Raw genomic sequence first — 19,217 nt, forward strand, 5'->3', positions numbered from 1 at the left:
TCCGTCGGGGCGGACGGAGGCGGGTGGCGGCAGGCCTGTGGCCGCACACGCCGTTGTGCGCGGCCTCGCCGGTTCACACCGCGGCCGGTCGTGACGATCGCTGGTCAGGGCACATCCGGACCGGCCGCGGAGCTTTACGGAGGGGGACTCATCCCAGGCGCTCGACCAGCGCCCGGTACTCGTCCCACAGTTCCTTCGGGGTGTGCTCGCCGAAGGTGTTGAGGTGGTCCGGGACCAGCGAGGCCTCCTCGCGCCAGACCTCCTTGTCGACACTCAGCAGGAAGTCGAGGTCGCCGTCGGACAGGTCGAGCCCCTTGGTGTCGAGGGCGTCCCGGGTCGGGAGCACGCCGATCGGCGTCTCCACACCGTCCGCCTTGCCGTCCAGCCGCTCCACGATCCACTTCAGGACCCGGGAGTTCTCGCCGAAGCCGGGCCAGACGAACGTGCCCTCGTCGTTCTTGCGGAACCAGTTGACGTAGTAGATCTTCGGCAGCTTGGACTGGTCCTTGCCCTTGGCCACGTCGATCCAGTGGGCCATGTAGTCGCCCATGTTGTAGCCGCAGAACGGCAGCATCGCGAACGGGTCGCGGCGCAGTTCGCCGACCTTGCCCTCGGCGGCGGCGGTCTTCTCGGAGGCCACGTTGGCGCCGAGGAAGACGCCGTGGTTCCAGTCGAAGGACTCCGTCACCAGCGGGACCGCGCTGGCACGGCGGCCGCCGAAGAGGATCGCCGAGATCGGCACGCCCTTGGGGTCCTCCCACTCCGGCGCGATGATCGGGCACTGCGCGGCGGGCACGGTGAAGCGGGCGTTGGGGTGGGCGGCCGGGGTCTCGGAGTCCGGCGTCCAGTCGTTGCCCTTCCAGTCGGTGAGGTGGGCCGGGAGCTCCTCCGTCATGCCCTCCCACCAGACGTCGTTGCCGTCGGTGAGCGCGACGTTCGTGAAGACCGCGTTGCCCCACAGCGTCTTCATCGCGTTGGCGTTGGTGTGCTCACCGGTGCCGGGCGCGACGCCGAAGAAGCCGGCCTCGGGGTTGATCGCGTAGAGGCGGCCGTCCTCGCCGAACCGCATCCAGGCGATGTCGTCGCCGATCGTCTCGACGGTCCAGCCGGAGACGGTGGGCTCCAGCATGGCGAGGTTGGTCTTGCCGCAGGCGCTCGGGAAGGCGGCGGCGACGTACTTGGACTCGCCCTGGGGAGGGGTGAGCTTGAGGATCAGCATGTGCTCGGCCAGCCAGCCCTCGTCGCGCGCCATGACGGAGGCGATGCGCAGGGCGTAGCACTTCTTGCCGAGCAGGGCGTTGCCGCCGTAGCCGGAGCCGTAGGACCAGATCTCGCGCGACTCGGGGAAGTGCGAGATGTACTTGGTGCTGTTGCACGGCCACGGGACGTCGGCCTGGCCCGGCTCCAGGGGGGCGCCGAGGGTGTGCACGGCCTTCACGAAGAAGCCGTCGTCGCCGAGTTCGTCGAGGACCGCCTGGCCCATGCGCGTCATCGTGCGCATGGAGACCGCGACGTACGCGGAGTCGGTGATCTCGACGCCGAGCGCGGAGAGCGGGGAGCCGAGCGGGCCCATGCAGAACGGGACGACGTACATCGTCCGGCCCTTCATCGAGCCGCGGAACAGGCCCTTCTCACCGGAGAAGATCTCGCGCATCTCGGCGGGATCCTTCCAGTGGTTGGTCGGGCCCGCGTCCTTCTCCTGCTCGGAGCAGATGAACGTGCGGTCCTCGACCCGGGCGACATCGGTCGGGTCGGAGGCCGCGTAGTACGAGTGGGGGCGCTTGATCGGGTCGAGCTTCCTGAAGGTGCCCTTCGCCACGAGCTCCTCTGCCAGTCGCTCGTACTCGGCCTCGGATCCGTCACACCAGACCACGCTGTCCGGCTGGGTCAGTTCGGCGATCTCGTTGACCCACGAGATCAGTTCCTGATGGTGGGTGGGGATGACGGGGGGAGCCGCGATGTCGCGCGCCACGATTGCTCCTAAATGAGGGATTTTGGATCTTGTGGCCTTGCTGGAAGGCCTTGTTTGCCCCGTGGGGGCTGCGACCCGGATGCTTCGTAGCCGCTCATCCGGTGCCGACCGCACTCATTTGATCCTCCGACTCGATCTCCCATCTGTCCAGAGGGAGTCACAGATGAGCGACGTGAGGAAGGCCACGGTTTCCGTGTTTTCCTGCGTTTCTTTGCGTCCACGTTGAGTTCAACTGGAGATCTTTTTGCACACACCCACACGCGCGTGAGGGCCGCGTGAGATGATGGCCACTCCTGGTAGCGCACCGGCCGGGACTGACGCGTAACCTACGGTCCCGTAGGTACGATTTGGTCCATGACTGCGCCCGTACCCGACGCGCCCACGGACCCGCCGGCCGCCGGCCTCGGTCCCGCCGCGCTCTCGTCCCTGTCGCACCACGTCAAGCCCAAACTGCGCGGCTGGCTGCATCTGGGCATGTTCCCGGCCGCACTCATCGCGGGTCTCGTCCTCACCGCCCTCGCCGACTCACCGCGCGGCCGGATCGCCTGCGGGATCTACGCGCTCACCGCCTGCCTGCTGTTCGGCGTCAGCGCGCTGTACCACCGGGGCGACTGGAGCCCGCGCATGGACGGCATCCTGCGCAGACTCGACCACGCGAACATCTTCCTGATCATCGCGGGCACCTACACGCCCCTGACCCTGCTCCTGCTGCCGGGGACGAAGGGCCGGTGGCTGCTGTGGGGCATCTGGGGCGCGGCGGCCGCGGGCATCACCTTCCGGGTGTTCTGGGTCGGCGCACCCCGCTGGCTGTACACGCCCTGCTACATAGCGATGGGATGGGCGGCGGTCTTCTTCCTGCCCGACTTCATGCGCACCGGCGGCATCGCCGTGCTGGTCCTGGTGATCGTCGGCGGCCTGCTCTACAGCGCGGGCGGCGTGATCTACGGCATCAAGCGCCCGAACCCGTCACCGCGCTACTTCGGGTTCCACGAGGTCTTCCACTCGCTCACGCTGGCCGCGTTCGTCGTCCACTACGTCGGCATCTCGCTGGTGGCGTACCAGCACGCATAGTTCCACCGCCCTTCCCCCACATGGCCACGACTCCCGAGTCGTGGCCATTTTTTCATGCCCTGACACCGACTATGGATTGACATCGACTCGATTTTGAGAGCTACTTTCATTTCATGGTTACTGTCACCCCGAGGGACGCGGCACGTCCCGACCCCCGCCGCTGGTGGGCCCTGGGCGCCCTGGTCGCGAGCATGCTGGTGCTCGGCTTCGACACGACGATCCTCAACGTGGCGCTGCCGACCATGGCCGGGCAGCTCGGCGCCACCACCAGCGCGCAGCAGTGGATGGCCGACTCCTACGTCGTCGTCTTCGCCTCGCTGATGCTCCCGGCCGGTCTGCTCGGCGACCGCTTCGGCCGCCGCCGGATGCTCGTCACCGGCCTCGTGATCTTCCTCGCCGGCTCCGTCGTGGGCGCCGTCGCCGACGACGTGACCTGGGTGGTCGCCGCCCGCACGGTGATGGGCGTCGGCGCGGCCCTGGTGATGCCGCTGGCGATGTCGGTGCTGCCCTCGCTGTTCGGCCCCGCCGAGCGGACCCGGGCCGTCGGCGTCGTCTCGGCCGCCTCCGCGCTCGGCCTGCCGCTCGGCCCGATCATCGGCGGCTGGCTGCTCAACCACTTCTGGTGGGGCTCGGTCTTCCTGATCAACGTGCCGATGGTCGCGATCGGCGTCGCCGCCTGCGTCCTCCTGCTCCCCGAGACCAGCGACCCCGCCTCCCCGAAGGTCGACGTCCTGTCGACCGTGCTCACCGCGACCGGCCTCGGCGCCCTGATCTACGCCATCATCGAGGCCCCCGACCAAGGCTGGGGCGCCCCGCTGGTCCTCGCCCTGTTCGCGCTCGCCGTGGTCCTCATCGGGACCCTGGTGGTGCGCGAGCGCCGGGTCGAGCGCCCCATGCTCGACATGGCGCTGCTCACCCGTCGCGGCTTCCTGCTGAACGCGCTGGCCGCCACCCTCGTGATGTTCGTCCTCTCCGGCCTGATGTTCGTACTGCCGCCCTACCTCCAGGCGGTCCTCGGCAACGACGCCTTCGGCACCGGGCTGCGGATGCTGCCCATGATGGGCGGCCTGATGGTCGCCGCCCGCGGCGCCCAGCCCCTCGTGGCACGCTTCGGAGCCCGGGCGGTGGTCTCCGCGGGTCTGGTCGTCCTCGCCTTCGCCGCCCTCCTCGGCAGCCGTACGGGCGTCCACGACGGCTACGGCTTCACCGCGCTGTGGCTGTCCACGGCGGGCCTCGGCTTCGGCTTCTCCGTCGTCCCGTCGATGGACGGCGCGCTCGGCGCCCTGCCCGCGGACCGGGCCGGCAGCGGCTCCGGCCTGCTGATGACCCAGCGCCAGGTCGGCGGCGCCGTCGGCATCGCCCTCCTCGGCAGCCTGCTGGCCGGCGCCTTCCGTGACCGCCTGGACACCACCGGCCTGCCCGCCCCGCTCGGCCACACCGCCGGCGAGTCGGTGGTCGCCGCCCACCTGGTCGCCGCGCGGACCGGCTCGGCCCGGCTGGCCGACTCCGCGAACGCCTCCTACGTGCACGGCATGGGCCTGGTCCTGCTGGTCTGCGGGATCGCCGCGCTCGTGACCGCGCTGCCGGCCGCCGCCCTGCTGCCCGACACCCCCACCCCGCGCCGTACCGAAGGGGACGACACCCCGGCCGTGGCCCCCACCACGGTCGATGCCGGAGAATGACCGGCATGACGGCACCAGACACCTCCTACCCCCCGGCCGACAACCCCCGGCTCGGACTGCGCGAACGCAAGAAGATCAAGACCCGCGAGGCGATCCGCTCCGCGACGTACGCGCTGGTCGAGGAGCAGGGGTACGACGCCACGACGGTCGAGCAGATCGCCGAGCGGGCCGAGGTGTCGCCGTCCACCGTCTTCCGGTACTTCCCGACCAAGGAGGACATCGTCCTCACGGACGAGTACGACCCGCTCATGCTGGAGGAGCTCCGGACCCGGCCCGCCGACGAACCGTGGCCGGACTCCCTCCGGTACGTGCTGCACCGGGCGGTCCAGCTGGGCATGAAGGAACCCCTGAGGGTCTCCCGGCTCCGCACCAGACTGATGACCGAGGTCCCCGCGGTGCGTTCGCGGATGCTGGAGAGCATGTCGGCCACCGGCCGCATGCTCTGCCAGGCCATCGGCGAGCGCACCGGCCGGGACCCGGACAGCCTGGAGGTCCGGGTCTACGCCATGTCGATCATCGGCGGTCTCATGGAGACCTCGATGTACTGGGCGGAGAACGGCCACGAGGCCGACTTCGACGCCCTCGTCGACCGCGCCCTGAACGTCATCGGGCAGGGCCTGCCCCCGGAAAACCACTGAGGTCACGGCCGCCCGCGTGCCATCCTGACCACGTGAACGCCGCCGAGATCCACGTCGAAGTCGCTCCCGAACTGGCCTTGTTCGTCCCGCACGCCCGCCGCGTCGGCAGCCATCCGCTCGCCGTCGACGGAGTCTCCACCCTCGGCCACGTGATCGAGTCCCTGGGCGTCCCGCTGACCGAGGTCGGCGCCCTGGTGGTGGACGGCGTCGGGGTTCCCGTCGGCCATGTCCCGGCGGACGGCGAGCGCGTGACCGTACACCCGGTCGGCCGCCCCCAGCAGGTCCCCGGCGCCCCGCTCCGCTTCCTCCTCGACGTGCACCTCGGCACCCTGGCCCGCCGCCTGCGCCTGCTCGGCGTGGACACCGCGTACGAGTCGACCGACATCGGCGACCCGGCCCTCGCGGCCCGGTCGGCCGCCGAGCGACGGGTGCTGCTCAGCCGGGACCGGGGCCTGCTGCGCCGCCGCGAACTCTGGGCCGGCGCCTACGTCTACAGCACCGGCCCCGACGACCAGCTCCACGACGTCCTGGCCCGTTTCGCCCCCGCCCTGCGCCCGTGGACCCGCTGCACGGCCTGCAACGGCACGCTCCGCCCGGCGACCAAGGAGGAGGTGGCCGAGCAGCTCAAGGGCGGGACGCAGAAGTCGTACGACGTCTTCGCCCGGTGCGAGGAGTGCGGGCGCGCCTACTGGAAGGGCGCGCACCACCCGCAGCTCGAGGCCATCGTGGCACGCGCCCTCGCCGAGTTCGCCTGAGTCCTCGCCGCCGCCGACGCCGCTTCAGCCACCGACGCCGCTTCAGCCGCCGAACGCCGCCTTTCAGCCGCCGAGCGCCGCTCGAAGCCGCTCGGGGTCGGTGGTCGGGGCGTCACAGGTGAAGTTCCGGCAGACGTACGCGGCCGCCGCACCGCCGACCAGCGGCCGGTCCGCGAGCAGCGGGAACTCGTCACTGCCCGCGGTCCCCACGGCCACGACCGCACCGGGCGCGGTGCCGAGCAGCGCGGTGCGGTGCAGGGCGGCCGTGGCCGGGTCCGGCGCGTCCGGCCCGACGACCGCGACCTCGCGCGGCCCGTCGAGCAGCGCCTCGGCGACGGCGAGCCCCCAGCCGACGAACCGCGGCACCCGCGGCCCGAGCGTCCTGACGACACCCAAGGCCCGCTCCGCGGCGGTGCGATGGGCCTCGGAGCCGGTGTGGGCGGCAAAGCCCAGCAGGGCGCCCGCGGCGGCGGTCCAGCCGGAGGGGACGGCGTTGTCGGTCGGGTCCTGGGGCCTGCGGATGAGCTGCTCGGCGTCCGACGCGGTGTCGTACAGGGCGCCGTTCTCCGGGTCGGTGAAGCGGTCCAGGACCTGGTCGAGCAGCAACCCGGCGAAGTCCAGCCAGACGCCCTCGCCGGTCACGGACGCGAGGGCGAGGAACCCTTCGGCGACGTCCCCGTAGTCCTCCAGCACACCCGCGTGGGCACCGGCCCGGCCGTCCCGGCTGGTGCGGGTGAGGCGGGCGTGGTCGTCCAGGTGCAGTCGTACGAGGAGATCCGCGGCGCCGACGGCCGCCTCGACCAGGTCGGGGCGGTCGAAGTAGGCGCCGGTCTCGGCGAGCGCGGCGACGGCGAGGCCGTTCCAGGCGGCGACGACCTTGTCGTCCCGGCCGGGGGCGGGGCGCGCGGCCCGCTCCGCGAACAGCCGCCGCTTCACGGACTCGATCTTCTCCGCCTCGAACACGCCCTCCTGCTGCGGGAGCTGGAGGACGGACCGGCCGTGCTCGAAGGTGCCCTCCGCGGTGACACCGAAGTACTGGGCGGCCAGGTCCGCGTCGTCGCCGAGGACCTCGCGCAGCTGCGCGGGGGTCCAGACGTAGTACGCGCCCTCGACGTGACGGCCGGTCCCGTCGTCGCTGTCGGCGTCGAGGGCGGAGGCGAACCCGCCTTCGCCGGTGCGCAGTTCGCGGACCATGAAGTCGGCGGTCTCCAGGGCGACCCGGCGGGCGAGCTCCGATCCGGTGGCCCGCCACAGGTGGGCGTACACCCGGCACAGCAGGGCGTTGTCGTACAGCATCTTCTCGAAGTGCGGCACGACCCAGTCGCGGTCGACGGAGTAGCGGGCGAAGCCGCCGCCGAGCTGGTCGTAGAGGCCGCCGCGGGCCATGCGCTCGCAGGTGTCCGCGGCCATCTGAAGGGCGCCGTCGGCGCCTGTGCGGGCGTGGTGGCGCAGCAGGAACTCGATGACCATGGACGGCGGGAACTTGGGGGCACCGCTGAACCCGCCGCGCTGCGGGTCGTACTCGCGGGTGAGGCCGAGCAGGGCCTGGGCGAGCTCCTGCTCGCCGGGCGGCCGGGAGCCCTGGTGGCTGATCTCGCGCTGGGCGAGGTCGCGGACGATCTTCCCGGCGACCTCGGCGACCTCGTCCCGCCGGTCGGCCCAGGCGCTCCGCACCCCTTCCAGCACCTGTCGGAAGGAGGGCATGCCGTGCCGGGGGGCGGGCGGGAAGTAGGTGCCGAAATAGAAGGGTTCGGCGTCGGGGGTGAGGAAGACGGTCATGGGCCAGCCGCCCTGCCCGGTGGCGGCCTGCACGGCCTCCATGTAGACGGCATCGACGTCGGGCCGCTCCTCACGGTCGACCTTGACACTGACGAAGTGCTCGTTCAGGAAGTCGGCGGTGGCCCGGTCCTCGAAGGACTCGTGAGCCATGACATGACACCAGTGGCACGAGCTGTACCCGACGCTCAGCAGGACGGGTCTGTCGGCGGTCCGCGCCGCTTCGAAGGCCTCGGCCGACCAGGGCCACCAGTCGACGGGGTTGTCGGCGTGCTGAAGCAGGTACGGGGACGTCTCATGGGCCAGTCGGTTCACCCTCCCACTCTCCCACGGGGTCGGGGGCGGCGTAGAAGCGCACGTTGACGCGGCGTGCCCCCTCGGGGACGGCGTCGTCGGGGTGGCCGTAGCGGTCCAGGAGGTCCTGGTAGGCGCGGACGAAGGCGTGGAGGTCGTCCTTGGTCATCCAGGTGCCGGTGCGCCGGACCTGGGCCCAGCCGTCCGGGCCCCGGTACTCCTGGTGGGCGCGGCGGAACAGCCGGGTGTCCAATTCGATCTTCAGGAGGGCGAGTTGCTCGGCCGCGGCGTACTCCTCGCGTGTCATGGTCGCCGGGTCGGGCGTGGTGTGGCTGAAGGGCAGGCTCCGCCACCAGCGCTCGCGGCCCGCCGACCTCTCCGGGATCTCCTCGATGAGCCGCTGCTCGGCGAGTTTGCGCAGGTGGTAGCTGGTGGTGCCGGAACTCTCGCCGAGTTCGCGGGCGAGCACGGTGGAGTTGGCCTCACCGTGCCGGCCGAGGTAGTCGAGGATGCGGCGGCGCAGCGGGTTGCCGAGGGACTTGTAGAGGGCGGTGCGCTCCAGGCTGGTCAGCTCGGGCGTCTCGGGCGTGCCGTCGGTCATGCGGTCACGGTAGCCCTGAGAACCCTGAGCCGTCCCTGATGTCCGCCGAATTTTCTTTGCAGAGTTTTCTCTGCGGTCTAGCGTGGGGGTCGTGCGGAATGGACCGCCACGGGCGGGACAACCGATGACGGAACAAGGCGGGGGGCGATCACGTTGCCAGAGGTGACTACGACGAGGGCGCGGCTGATGAAACGGACGAAGCGGTGGGCACTGATCCTGCTCGGCTCCTCCGCCGTGCTGCTCGTGCCGTGGATGGTGGTATTGGCCGTGACCTTGCCGGCCAGCACCGAGGTGCACCACTGGTCACTGGCGTGGATCGGTCTCGACGTGCTGATGGCGGCCGGCTGCGCGGCGACGGCGGTGCTGGGGCTGCGCGGCGACGTCCGGGCCCGCCTCACCGCCTCGGCGACGGCGTCGGTGGCCGTCCTGGACGCGTGGTTCGACATAACGACGTCGCCGGTGGGCCGGGCGCTGGTGGAGGCGGTCGCGAGCGCGGTGGCGGAGGCGGGTCTGGCCGTGGCGTGCGTGTTCCTCGCGTTGTCCAAGGGACGGCAGAGCGAACCCGTCGTCCGGGGCTGACGGGCCCGGGATGATCCGGCCCTCTCGCCACTTCGCTTCCTCCGAAGGACACTCGTAGGCAACGGAGTTGCCGCTGGAGGGGGACGGGACATGCGGGACGCCCACCGGGCGGAGGCCGACCGGCTGCTGGTACGGGCCGTGGAGGAGGAGGTCCGCCGCTCCGGCGGGCGCGTCGACGGACAGCTGCTCCTGTCACGCGCACGCGCCGGCCTGGAGACCATGGCGCAGTCGGCCACCGAGGAGTACGCGTCGTACACCGACGCGCTGGACGAGACGGAGGCGGGCCGGCAGAGCTTCGGCCAGCGGTACGCGCGCGAGGGCGGTGGGACTCCCCTGCTGGTCGCGGCCGTCGCGGCGGTCGCCGCCACCGTCGCCGACCTCTCCCTGGGCACCGGGGCGGGTACGGCACTCGGCGCGGGCGTGGTCGTCGGGGTGGTCGGTGCCGCCGCCACCGTCGTCAAGGTCGCCGGTTCCCATCTGCCGGCCGCCCACCACCGCGCCGGCGCGGCCGGGCAGCCCGGGGGGACCGAGCAGTTGCGGCTCCAGTGGCTGACCGCGCTGGAGGTGCGCGGCATCCGTCCGTTCCTCGACCAGCAGCGGGTGCTCAGTGCCGCCACGGGGCCGAAGAAGCAGGGGCCGGGGCTGCGCGGCACGGACAAGAGCGCGGCGGCCCGCAGGCGAACGGTGTTGCAGCAGTCGTTCGGTCAGCTCCCGACCCCGGCGGGGCCGTTCGCCGGCCGGCAGCAGGAGCTGGCGCGGATCCGGCAGTGGGCGCAGGCCGCGCGGGCCGCCACGGAGACCCGTCCGACGGTCGTCGTCCTGCACGGTGAGCCCGGCTCCGGCCGTACGACGCTCGCGGTGCGGGCCACCCACGAGTTGAAGGATCTCTTCCGGGGGGCGGTGGTGGTGGATCTGCGCGGGGGCAGCGGGGACGAGCCGCCGCTGTCCACCAGGGACGCCCTGCTGCATCTGCTCAACCGGCTGGGCGCGCCGCGCGAGCAGTTGCTGTTCCGTGAGCGTTCCTCACCGGACCAGCAGGTCAAGCGGTTGGGCGAGTTGTACCACCAGCACCTGACGGGTCTGCCGGTGACGATCGTGCTGGACGACGCCTCCGATGCCGAGCAGGTGCGCGCGCTGGTCCCGGAGCGTTCCGACAGTCTGGTCCTGGTGACCGCCCGGGAGCAGCTGGACCTGCCGGCCGATCTGCCGGCCTGGGTGCACCGGTTGCCGGTGACCGCGCTGGACGCGGCGGGCGCGGAGGAGTTGCTCGACGCGGCGGCGCAGGACGCGGCGGGGCCCTACGACGCGCAGTCGGCGGAGCGGATCCGGGAGTTGTGCGGCGGGCTGCCGCTGGCGCTGCGGATCGCGGGTTCGTCGCTGGGGTCGGGGGCGCCGCCGGGGTCGCGTTCACCGGCCCGGCTGGCCGCGGATCTCGGCGCGTACGGGCCGGTGGCGCCGGTGGAGCGGGCGTTGTGGCTGCGGTACACGGACCAGTCGGAGACGGGGCGCCGGCTGCTGCGGAGGCTGGCGCTGGCGGGCCGGGCCTCGCTCGGCGCGGCGGCCGCGGCCGCCCTGCTGGCCACGGACGAGGCGGAGGCGACCCGTCAGCTGGTGGCGCTGGCGGGGGCCGGTCTGATCGACCATGTCCGCGGCAGCCGCTACCGGCTGCACGACCTGGTCCGCTCGTTCGCGCAGGCACGCCTCGTGGACGAGGAGGAGCAGGCCGACCGCACGGCCGCGCAGGAGCGGCTGATCGTGAACTACGCGGAGCTCGCGGACTCCGTGCTGCGTCTGGTGGACGGCAACATGTCGACGCGTTCGGACCGGTTCAGCCCGCACGGCTTCACCTCGCTCGACGAGGCGCTGCGCTGGCTGGACGACGAGTCGAGCTTCATCACGGCGGCGCTCCGGCACGCCGAGGGGGTCGACCAGGCGGCCGTGCAGAACCTGCTGGGCGCCCTGTGCGACTACTGCCTGCTGCGGGGCGACCTGTACCGGCTGGGCGAGATCAGTGAGCTGGCGCAGAGCGTGGACCAGGGGCTGATGGTCCGCGCCGTGCAGTGGCGCACGGGTATCGCGGCCCGGCAGCTGGGCGAGCTGGACAAGGCCCGCACCACCCTCACCTCGGTCGTCGACCTCTACCGGGAGGCGCACCACGACGCCGGGGTGGCCCGCGCGCTGTGTTCGCTCGGGATCACCCTGCACCACCAGGGCCAGCTGACCGAGGCGGCGGCCAGGCTCCAGGAGGCGCTGGACCTCCAGGCGGCCCCCGAGCTGGCCACAGACCGGGCCTGGACGATGCACGCGCTGGCGGCGGTGCAGCGCGACCGGGCCCGGCTGCCGGAGGCCCTGGACCTGCTCACCCGTTCGCTGGTCCTGCACCGCGAGGGCGGTTCGGTGCACGGCGAGGCGTGGGCGCACTTCCAGCTCGGGCAGCTGGCGCTGCGGATGGGGGACGTGCCGCGGGCGGAGCGCGAGCTGGGTGCGGCGCTGGACCGTTACGGCCGTACCCGGGACGCCCGTGGTGAGGCGTGGGCGCTGACCCAGCTGGCGCGGGCCCGGCTGGTGGCCGGGGACACCTCCCCGGCGGTGGACGGCCTGCGCGCGGCCGCGGCCCGGCACCGGGACAACGAGGACGCGCGGGGTGAGGCGTGGACCGTGTACTACCTGGGCCAGGCCCTGGAGGAGGCGGGCGACCTGGACCGGGCGGTGCGTGAGCTGGAGCGCTCACGGACGATGTTCTCCCGGATACGGGACGTGTACGGCCTGGCCTGTGCCCGGCACCACTCGGCCCGGGTCACCCGCGACCAGCGGGCCGCGCAGACCGGCTCGCTGCGCAACTCGGGCTTCGCCCGGCAGCTGCTCGTCGACGCCCGCGCCGACTTCCAGCGGATCGGCGTCGCCCACGGCGAGGCGTGGACCTGCCTGGAGCTGGCCGTGGTGGACGCCGGCAACGCCCGCACCGGGCAGGCGCTGGACCTGTGCGACGAGGCGGTCGCCCTGTTCGCGTCGTACGGCGACCGCCGCGGCGAGGACTGGGCGCGCTTCCTGCGCTGCACCCTGCTGCCCTACGCCGCGCCCGGCGGGACCGAGGTGGGGACCGCGGTCGCCCAGGAGGACCTGGCGCAGCTCGCCCGCGCCACGCATCCGCTGCGCGACGAGAAGCTGTCCGGGTACGTCACGGCGTACGGGCTGCTTCTGGAGCGTGGCGTGAGCCTGGAGTCCGGCTGGCAGGCCTGGCGGCTGGGCATGGTGCCCGGCCGGCACGCCCGTGAGGTGATGGGGGTGCCGGTGCCGGGCGCGGGGTGACGCCGGTCAGCCCTTGGGGTCGGCCGCGGAGGTCCCCGCGTCGGCCCGGGCCGCCGGGGACTCCTTGGGTTCCTTGAAGTCGACCTTCTGCATGTGCTTGTTCATGGACTTCATCAGGCCCCAGACCGCCAGGGCCATCACCGCGAACACGATGAAGCCGAGGACGCCGGGGGTGACCTTGTTCTCGTCGACCTCCTTGGCGAGGGGGACGAGGTGCGTCAGTGCCAGGCTTGCGCTCATGTCAGGCATTGTCGCGGATGCCCGCAAAGAGGTCGTCCTCGGGGAGGGAGGTGTCGACGAGGGACTTCGCGAGCTCGTACTCCTCGGTCGGCCAGACCTCCTTCTGGAGGTCCAGCGGCACCTTGAACCAGCCGCCGTCCGGGTCGATCTGCGTGGCGTGCGCGATCAGCGCCTTGTCGCGGATCTCGAAGAAGTCCGCGCACGGGACGTGCGTGGTCAGGGTGCGCTCGGCGCGCTCGAACTCGCTCCACCGCTTGAGCCAGTCCCCGTACGGGGACTCCATGCCGCGCTCCAGGAGGGCGTTGTGCAGCGCCTCGGTGCGGGGGCGGTTGAAGCCCTGGTTGTAGTAGAGCTTCAGCGGCTGGTACACGGGGCCGTACTCGGCCTCGGGGTACTTCTCGGGGTCGGCCGCGCCCTCGAAGGCCACCATGGAGATCTTGTGGGTCATGATGTGGTCGGGGTGCGGGTAGCCCCCGTTCTCGTCGTAGGTGGTGATCGCCTGCGGACGGAAGGCGCGGATCTTGCGGACCAGCTCGCCGGCCGCCTTGTCGACGTCCTCCAGGGCGAAGCAGCCCTCGGGCAGCGGCGGCAGCGGGTCGCCCTCGGGCAGACCGGAGTCGACGAAGCCGAGCCACTCCTGCTTGACGCCGAGGATCTCGCGGGCCTCGTCCATCTCCTTCTTGCGTACCTCGTGGATGTGCTCCTCGATGTACTTGTCGCCCTGCAGCTTGGGGTTGAGGATGGAGCCGCGCTCCCCGCCCGTGCAGGTCACGACCAGCACGTCCACCCCCTCGGACACGTACTTCGCCATGGTCGCCGCGCCCTTGCTCGACTCGTCGTCGGGGTGGGCGTGGACGGCCATCAGTCGCAGCTGGTCAGTCAAGACTCAATCCTCAGTAAGTCGGCGCCCCGGTCGCTCGGGGGCATTCGGCGGCTTCTATAGTGACCGAATCGGGGGGCGAATAATTCCGGGGTCCGGGTCTTGCCGGATCCGGAGGTGGTTCCGGCCGGGAGGACGATCATGAGTACCGCGAGCACGCGGCTGCCCGAGGGCCGCTACGGCCGCTCCTCGGACGCGCGCGCCGACCGCAGGCTCAAGGTCGCCGGCGCGGTCCTGGGCGCCCTGCTGCTGGTCCTCGTCGGCTACCTGGCCTACCACTACGTCGTGCAGAACAGGATCAGCGCCCAGGTCGTCACCTTCGACGCCTCCGCCGACGCGGTCAAGGTGCATCTGGAGGTCCACAAGGACGCCGGCGCCTCCGGTTACTGCACGCTGCGTTCCCAGGCGGCGGACGGCTCCGAGGTGGGCCGGGCGGACTTCCGTTTCACCGGTTCGGCGACCCAGATCGACCGGGTGGTCACGCTCCGTACCACGGCCCGGGGCACCACGGCGGAGCTGCTGGGCTGCCACGCCGACTGAGGTCAGCCGGAATACGTAGGCACTGACCTGCGTTGACGTGATTCTGGTGGCTTATGTCCTCCCCCTTTCGCCGTTGAATTGTTAGGCTCGTGGTTTCGCCCTTCCATGAAGGAACATGCTTCCGGGTAGGGCGATGCTTTGTATTCCCAGTACCGACGAGGAGCACCTGTGACCCAGACCAGCGAGAACGTCACCTGGCTGACCCAGGAGGCGTACAACCAGCTCAGGGCCGAGCTGGAGTACCTGTCTGGTCCTGCGCGCACGGAGATCGCCGCCAAGATCGCGGCCGCGCGCGAGGAGGGCGACCTGCGCGAGAACGGCGGGTACCACGCGGCCAAGGAGGAGCAGGGCAAGCAGGAGCTCCGCGTGCGCCAGCTGACCCAGCTCCTCGAGAACGCCAAGGTCGGCGAGGCGCCGGCGTCCGCGGACGGCGCCGTCGCGCCCGGCATGGTGGTGACCATCGCCTTCGACGGCGACGAGGACGACACCATGACGTTCCTCCTCGCGTCGCGCGAATACGCGAGTGCCGACGTCGAGACGTACTCCCCGCAGTCCCCCCTGGGCACCGGTGTCATCGGTCACAAGGTGGGCGAGGACGCGGAGTACGAGCTGCCGAACGGCAAGAAGGCCTCGGTGAAGATCCTGAAGGCCGAGCCCTACTCGGGCTGACGCACACCGACGAGGCCCCCGGCGTCCACCCGACGCCGGGGGCCTCGTCGTGATCCGGGTCACATGGGGCGGCGTAAGTTCTGGACGTTGCCCTGAGCAGCGGTGCCCGAGGCAGCGGTGCCCGAGCGATCGGCCGGTCCGGCGGCTCAGTCCATGACCGTGTAACCGGCCTCGCGCAGGGCCCGGCCGACCTCGGCGCAGTGCGCGGGCCCCTTGGTCTCCAGGTGCAGTTCCACCTCCGCCTCGGACAGCCCCAACCGGGGATCGGTCCGGACGTGGCTCACGTCGAGGACGTTGGCGTCGGCCGCCGACAGCACTCCGAGCAGCGTGGCGAGGGCCCCGGGGCGGTCCGTCAGCCGCAGCCGTACGGCCAGGTAGCGGCCCTGCGCGGACATGCCGTGCCGCAGCACCCGCTGCAACAGCACCGGGTCGACGTTGCCCCCGGACAGCACCGCCACGACCGGTCCCGCGAAGGAGCCCGGCTCGGCCAGCAGCGCGGCCACCGGACTGGCGCCGGCCGGCTCCACGACCAGCTTGGCCCGCTCCAGGCACAGCAGCAGCGCGGCGGAGAGCTGGTCCTCGCTGACCGTACGGACCTCGTCGACCAGGTCCCTGACGATCGCGAACGGCACGTCGCCGGGCCGTCCGACCTTGATGCCGTCGGCCATCGTCGCCGGGTTCGCCACCGTCACCGGGTGCCCGGCCGACAGTGAGGGCGGGTACGCGGCCGCGCCCGCCGCCTGCACACCGACGATCCGCACGTCCGGCCTGACGGCCTTCACCGCGACGGCGATCCCGGCCGCGAGCCCGCCACCGCCGACACCGACGACGATCGTGCCGACCTCCGGGCACTGGTCCAGGATCTCCAGGCCGACCGTGCCCTGACCGGCGATGATGTCGGGGTGGTCGAAGGGGTGGATGAACACCGCGCCGGTCTCGGCCGCGTACTCCTGGGCGGCGGCCAGCGTCTCGTCGACCACCTGCCCGTGCAGCCGTACCTCGGCGCCGTAGTGCCGGGTCGCGCTGATCTTGGGCAGGGGCGCGCCGTCGGGCATGAACACCGTGGAGTGCACGCCGAGCAGCGACGAGGCCAGTGCCACGCCCTGCGCGTGGTTCCCGGCGCTGGCGGCCACCACCCCGGCGGCGCGCTCCTCGGGCAGCAGGCCGGCGATGCGGACGTAGGCGCCGCGCAGCTTGAACGAACCGGTCCGCTGCAGGTTCTCGCACTTGAGGTGCACCGGTGACCCGACCAGCCGGGACAGGTGCCTGCTGCCCTCCATCGCGGTCGCCCGCGCGACCCCCGTGAGCATCTTCTGGGCGCCGCGCACGTCGTCGAGGGTGACGGGGCGCAAGGAGTCAGCCGTGCCGTAGCTCATGACTCGAGTCTCGCAGTTCACCGGCCGAAGGGGCGGGTGTGACCAAGCTCCGAGACCGGTTTGCGCAGCGCCGGTACGGCTCGCCCCCCGTCCGCGTACTCTGTCCCCCACACTCCAGCACTCTTCATGAAGTGAGCCCCCGGCCATGCCCACAACACCTGAAATGTCGATGGACATGACGACCGTCGGTGACACCGGTCTCCTCGACACGTTGCAGCACGAGGTGGCGGTGTTCGCCCGCCGTGCCGAACAGACCCGGCTCGGCGGCGTCGGGCAGGTGCGCAACTCCATGGACCGCGCCGCGTACCTGCTGCTCAACCGTCTCGACAGGGAAGGCCCCATGGGCGTCAAGGCGCTCGCGGCGAGCATGGGGATCGACTCCTCGACGGTCACCCGGCAGGTGGCTCCGCTGGTCGACACGGGGCTCGTCAAGCGCACCTCGCATCCCGAGGACGGGCGGGCCGTGGTGCTGCAACTGTCCCCGCGCGGACTGTCCCGCCTGGACGAAGTGCGTTCGTCCCGGCGCCAGTTGATGGCGGAGCTGACGCAGGACTGGGCGCCGGAGGAACGCGAGACGTTCTGCGCCCTGCTGACCCGCTTCAACAGCGCCCTGTCCGCCCGCATGTCCGTGACACCGGTCACGGACACCACACCGACCTCCTGAACCACCACCCGGCCCACCCCCTGCCGTGCGTGCGTGCTGCGCGGCTCTTGACCGTGGGTACGGCTCTGGCCTCATATGAGACCGGGTCCCGTCGCACCCGCGTCCGGGGCCCCGTGGAGGGGGAGGCGCGGTGCGTGATCGGCAGGCGTCCCAGGATGCCGGCCGGGCCCGGGAGTTCGAGGCGTTCGTCGCGGGCGCGGCCGGACGGCTGCTGCATGCCGCGACCCTGCTGACCGCCGAGGCCCCGGACGCCAACCCGCGCGCGCGTCGCCTGCTGACCCTCGCGCTCGCGCACACGTACGCGTGCTGGGACCGGCTGCGCGGCGACGACCCCTACGACCGGGCCCGTCAGCACCTCGCGCTGCGCTTCGCGAACTCCGCCTGGCACCAGCACGGGGGACCGCTGAGCCGCGCCCGCCCGCACCCCGGCAGCACCCTGGCCGCCCTGGCCCCGCAAGAACGCCTGATCCTGGTGCTGCGGTTGTACGAGGGGGTCGCCGAGGAACAGACGGCGGCACTGCTCGGCCTGCCCGCGGACCGCGTGCGCGTCCTGTGCGACCGGGCGACGACCGCCCTGCTGCGCCCGCCGGGCAAGACGGCGCGCACCGTCCTGGGGGCGAAGGTGGCACCGTCGTGAACCGTGTCGAACGCGAGGCGGCGGCCCGCAGGCTCATGGAGCAGACGCCGCCACCGGTGCCGCCCGACCTCTACGGGGAGGTGCTGCGCCGGGGCGGCCGCCTGCTGCGGCGCAGGCGCGGCGCCCGCCGGCTGCTGTGGCTGCTGCTGTGCGCGGCGGCGGTGGCGTTCACCGTGTGGGCGGCCACCGTCCACCCGTGGGCGCAGCCGCCGTCCACGACGACTCCGCCCGTCACCGGCTGGTGACCGCTCAGCCGAGCGCCTGCTGAAGGTCTTCCAGCAGGTCGTCGACGTTCTCGATGCCCACGGAGAGCCGCACCAGGTCCGCGGGGACCTCCAGGGCGGAACCGGCCACCGAGGCGTGCGTCATCCGCCCGGGGTGCTCGATCAGCGACTCGACACCGCCCAGGGACTCGCCGAGGGTGAAGACCTTGGCGCGGTCGCAGACCGCGACGGCCGCCTCCTCGCCGCCCTCGACCTGGAAGGACACCATCCCGCCGAAGGCCTTCATCTGCTTGGCGGCGGTCTCGTGCCCCGGGTGCTCGGGCAGCCCGGGGTAGAGGACCCGCGTCACGCGCGCGTGCCGGCTCAGCATGTCGGCGATCCGGGTGGCGTTCTCGCTGTGCCGGTCCATGCGCACCGCGAGCGTCTTGGTGCCACGCAGCACCAGCCAGGAGTCGAACGGCCCGGCGACCGCGCCCATCGCGTTCTGGTGGTACGCCAGCTCCTCGCCCAGCGTCTGGTCCGACACGATCAGCGCGCCGCCGACCACGTCCGAGTGACCGCCCATGTACTTCGTCAGGGAGTGCACGACGACGTCCGCGCCGAGCGAGAGCGGCTGCTGGAGGTACGGCGTGGCGAAGGTGTTGTCGACGACGAGCCGGGCTCCCGCGTCGTGCGCGACCTGGGCGACGGCGGCGATGTCGGTGATGCCGAGCAGCGGGTTGGAGGGGGTCTCCACCCAGACCGCCTTCGTCTTCGGGGTGATCGCGGCCCGCACGGCGGCCGGGTCGCTGGTGTCGGCGACGGACCACTCCACACCCCACCGGGAGACGACCTTCGCGAACAGCCGGAACGTGCCGCCGTAGGCGTCGTTCGGGATGACCACGTGGTCGCCGGGGCTGAGCAGCGTGCGCAGCAGGGCGTCCTCGGCCGCCAGACCGGACGCGAACGCGAGCCCGCGGCGCCCGCCCTCCAGCGCGGCGAGGTTCTCCTCCAGGGCGGTCCTGGTGGGGTTGGCGCTACGGCTGTACTCGTAGCCCCCGCGCAGGCCGCCGACGCCGTCCTGCTTGTAGGTCGAGACCTGGTAGATCGGCGGTACGACCGCACCGGTGAGGGGGTCCGCCGTGTTGCCCGCGTGGATGGCGAGCGTCTCGAAGTGCTGACTGATGTGGTGCCTGTCGCTCATGGGACATGAGCCTAGTGCTCCCGTGCGCCCGGCGCGTCGTCCACAGGACGCGGCGGACGCGGCGCCGGTTGTCCACAGGGCGCTCCGGCCGTCGTCCACAGGCCCGGACACCGGTTGGCCAAGGGTC

18 protein-coding genes are annotated in these 19,217 nt (G+C 71.9%); 11 read left to right on the forward strand and 7 right to left on the reverse strand.

Features of this window, described 5'->3' with window-relative positions; genetic code table 11:
* Positions 1-148: 148 nt before the first annotated feature.
* Entirely contained in the window at positions 149-1,972 is a 1,824-nt protein-coding gene (locus AB0958_RS07945) for a phosphoenolpyruvate carboxykinase (GTP) (protein ID WP_366889469.1), read from the reverse strand.
* A 354-nt stretch (positions 1,973-2,326) separates the two neighbouring features.
* On the opposite strand from AB0958_RS07945, the gene AB0958_RS07950 reads away from it, so the two are divergent.
* From AB0958_RS07950 to AB0958_RS07965, 4 genes are all read left to right on the forward strand, one after another.
* Positions 2,327-3,043 carry a hemolysin III family protein gene (locus AB0958_RS07950; RefSeq protein WP_366889470.1) on the forward strand — a complete coding sequence of 239 codons (717 nt, stop codon included), beginning with the start codon at positions 2,327-2,329 and terminating at the stop codon, positions 3,041-3,043.
* Positions 3,044-3,156: 113 nt separating this feature from the next.
* Positions 3,157-4,725, forward strand: coding sequence for a DHA2 family efflux MFS transporter permease subunit (locus tag AB0958_RS07955; protein WP_366889471.1), 1,569 nt, complete (start codon positions 3,157-3,159; stop codon positions 4,723-4,725).
* On the forward strand, positions 4,722-5,363 hold the full coding sequence (locus AB0958_RS07960; RefSeq protein WP_366889473.1) for a TetR/AcrR family transcriptional regulator: 642 nt from the start codon (positions 4,722-4,724) through the stop codon (positions 5,361-5,363). The genes AB0958_RS07955 and AB0958_RS07960 overlap by 4 nt, the downstream gene beginning before the upstream one ends.
* Positions 5,364-5,395: 32 nt before the next feature.
* Entirely contained in the window at positions 5,396-6,118 is a 723-nt protein-coding gene (locus AB0958_RS07965) for a Mut7-C RNAse domain-containing protein (RefSeq protein ID WP_366889474.1), read from the forward strand.
* Between the two features lie 63 nt (positions 6,119-6,181).
* On the opposite strand, the gene AB0958_RS07970 is transcribed toward AB0958_RS07965, so the two are convergent.
* Together AB0958_RS07970 and AB0958_RS07975 are read right to left on the reverse strand one after the other, a co-directional pair.
* Positions 6,182-8,209, reverse strand: a complete 2,028-nt coding sequence (locus tag AB0958_RS07970; RefSeq protein ID WP_366889475.1) for a thioredoxin domain-containing protein — start codon at positions 8,207-8,209, stop codon at positions 6,182-6,184.
* Entirely contained in the window at positions 8,190-8,789 is a 600-nt protein-coding gene (locus tag AB0958_RS07975; protein WP_366889476.1) for a helix-turn-helix domain-containing protein, read from the reverse strand. The genes AB0958_RS07970 and AB0958_RS07975 overlap by 20 nt, the downstream gene beginning before the upstream one ends.
* Positions 8,790-8,975: 186 nt before the next feature.
* Here AB0958_RS07975 and AB0958_RS07980 point away from each other — a divergent pair, with 186 nt between their 5' ends.
* Positions 8,976-9,368: a hypothetical protein gene (locus AB0958_RS07980; RefSeq protein WP_366889477.1), complete on the forward strand. Its 393-nt coding sequence runs from the start codon at positions 8,976-8,978 to the stop codon at positions 9,366-9,368.
* 90 nt (positions 9,369-9,458) lie between these two features.
* Complete coding sequence (locus tag AB0958_RS07985) at positions 9,459-12,677, forward strand: tetratricopeptide repeat protein (RefSeq protein ID WP_366889478.1); 3,219 nt, start codon at positions 9,459-9,461, stop codon at positions 12,675-12,677.
* Between the two features lie 6 nt (positions 12,678-12,683).
* Here AB0958_RS07985 and AB0958_RS07990 read toward each other — a convergent pair whose 3' ends face one another.
* Positions 12,684-12,917 (reverse strand): hypothetical protein, encoded by a 234-nt coding sequence (locus AB0958_RS07990; RefSeq protein WP_366889479.1) that lies wholly within the window; start codon positions 12,915-12,917, stop codon positions 12,684-12,686.
* A gap of 1 nt (position 12,918) precedes the next feature.
* Positions 12,919-13,800 carry a mycothiol conjugate amidase Mca gene (gene mca / locus AB0958_RS07995; protein ID WP_366889480.1) on the reverse strand — a complete coding sequence of 294 codons (882 nt, stop codon included), beginning with the start codon at positions 13,798-13,800 and terminating at the stop codon, positions 12,919-12,921.
* Positions 13,801-13,938: 138 nt separating this feature from the next.
* Between mca and AB0958_RS08000 the strand changes: the two genes are divergently transcribed.
* Together AB0958_RS08000 and greA are read left to right on the forward strand one after the other, a co-directional pair.
* Positions 13,939-14,337, forward strand: coding sequence for a DUF4307 domain-containing protein (locus AB0958_RS08000; protein ID WP_366889481.1), 399 nt, complete (start codon positions 13,939-13,941; stop codon positions 14,335-14,337).
* A gap of 168 nt (positions 14,338-14,505) precedes the next feature.
* Positions 14,506-15,006, forward strand: a complete 501-nt coding sequence (gene greA / locus AB0958_RS08005) for a transcription elongation factor GreA (protein ID WP_293996585.1) — start codon at positions 14,506-14,508, stop codon at positions 15,004-15,006.
* Between the two features lie 146 nt (positions 15,007-15,152).
* Here the strand turns inward: greA and ilvA are convergent, their stop codons facing one another.
* Positions 15,153-16,382: a threonine ammonia-lyase gene (gene ilvA, locus AB0958_RS08010; RefSeq protein WP_366889482.1), complete on the reverse strand. Its 1,230-nt coding sequence runs from the start codon at positions 16,380-16,382 to the stop codon at positions 15,153-15,155.
* A 169-nt stretch (positions 16,383-16,551) separates the two neighbouring features.
* Here ilvA and AB0958_RS08015 point away from each other — a divergent pair, with 169 nt between their 5' ends.
* From AB0958_RS08015 to AB0958_RS08025, 3 genes are all read left to right on the forward strand, one after another.
* Entirely contained in the window at positions 16,552-17,046 is a 495-nt protein-coding gene (locus tag AB0958_RS08015) for a MarR family transcriptional regulator (RefSeq protein WP_366889508.1), read from the forward strand.
* Positions 17,047-17,176: 130 nt separating this feature from the next.
* Positions 17,177-17,683 (forward strand): sigma factor-like helix-turn-helix DNA-binding protein, encoded by a 507-nt coding sequence (locus tag AB0958_RS08020; RefSeq protein WP_366889483.1) that lies wholly within the window; start codon positions 17,177-17,179, stop codon positions 17,681-17,683.
* Positions 17,680-17,928: a hypothetical protein gene (locus tag AB0958_RS08025; protein WP_366889485.1), complete on the forward strand. Its 249-nt coding sequence runs from the start codon at positions 17,680-17,682 to the stop codon at positions 17,926-17,928. Before AB0958_RS08020 ends, AB0958_RS08025 begins: the two co-directional genes overlap by 4 nt.
* Positions 17,929-17,932: 4 nt before the next feature.
* On the opposite strand, the gene AB0958_RS08030 is transcribed toward AB0958_RS08025, so the two are convergent.
* Positions 17,933-19,090 (reverse strand): cystathionine gamma-synthase, encoded by a 1,158-nt coding sequence (locus tag AB0958_RS08030; protein ID WP_366889486.1) that lies wholly within the window; start codon positions 19,088-19,090, stop codon positions 17,933-17,935.
* Positions 19,091-19,217: the final 127 nt, after the last annotated feature.

The organism is Streptomyces sp. NPDC006655 (assembly GCF_040703965.1).
Classification (GTDB): Bacteria; Actinomycetota; Actinomycetes; order Streptomycetales; family Streptomycetaceae; genus Streptomyces.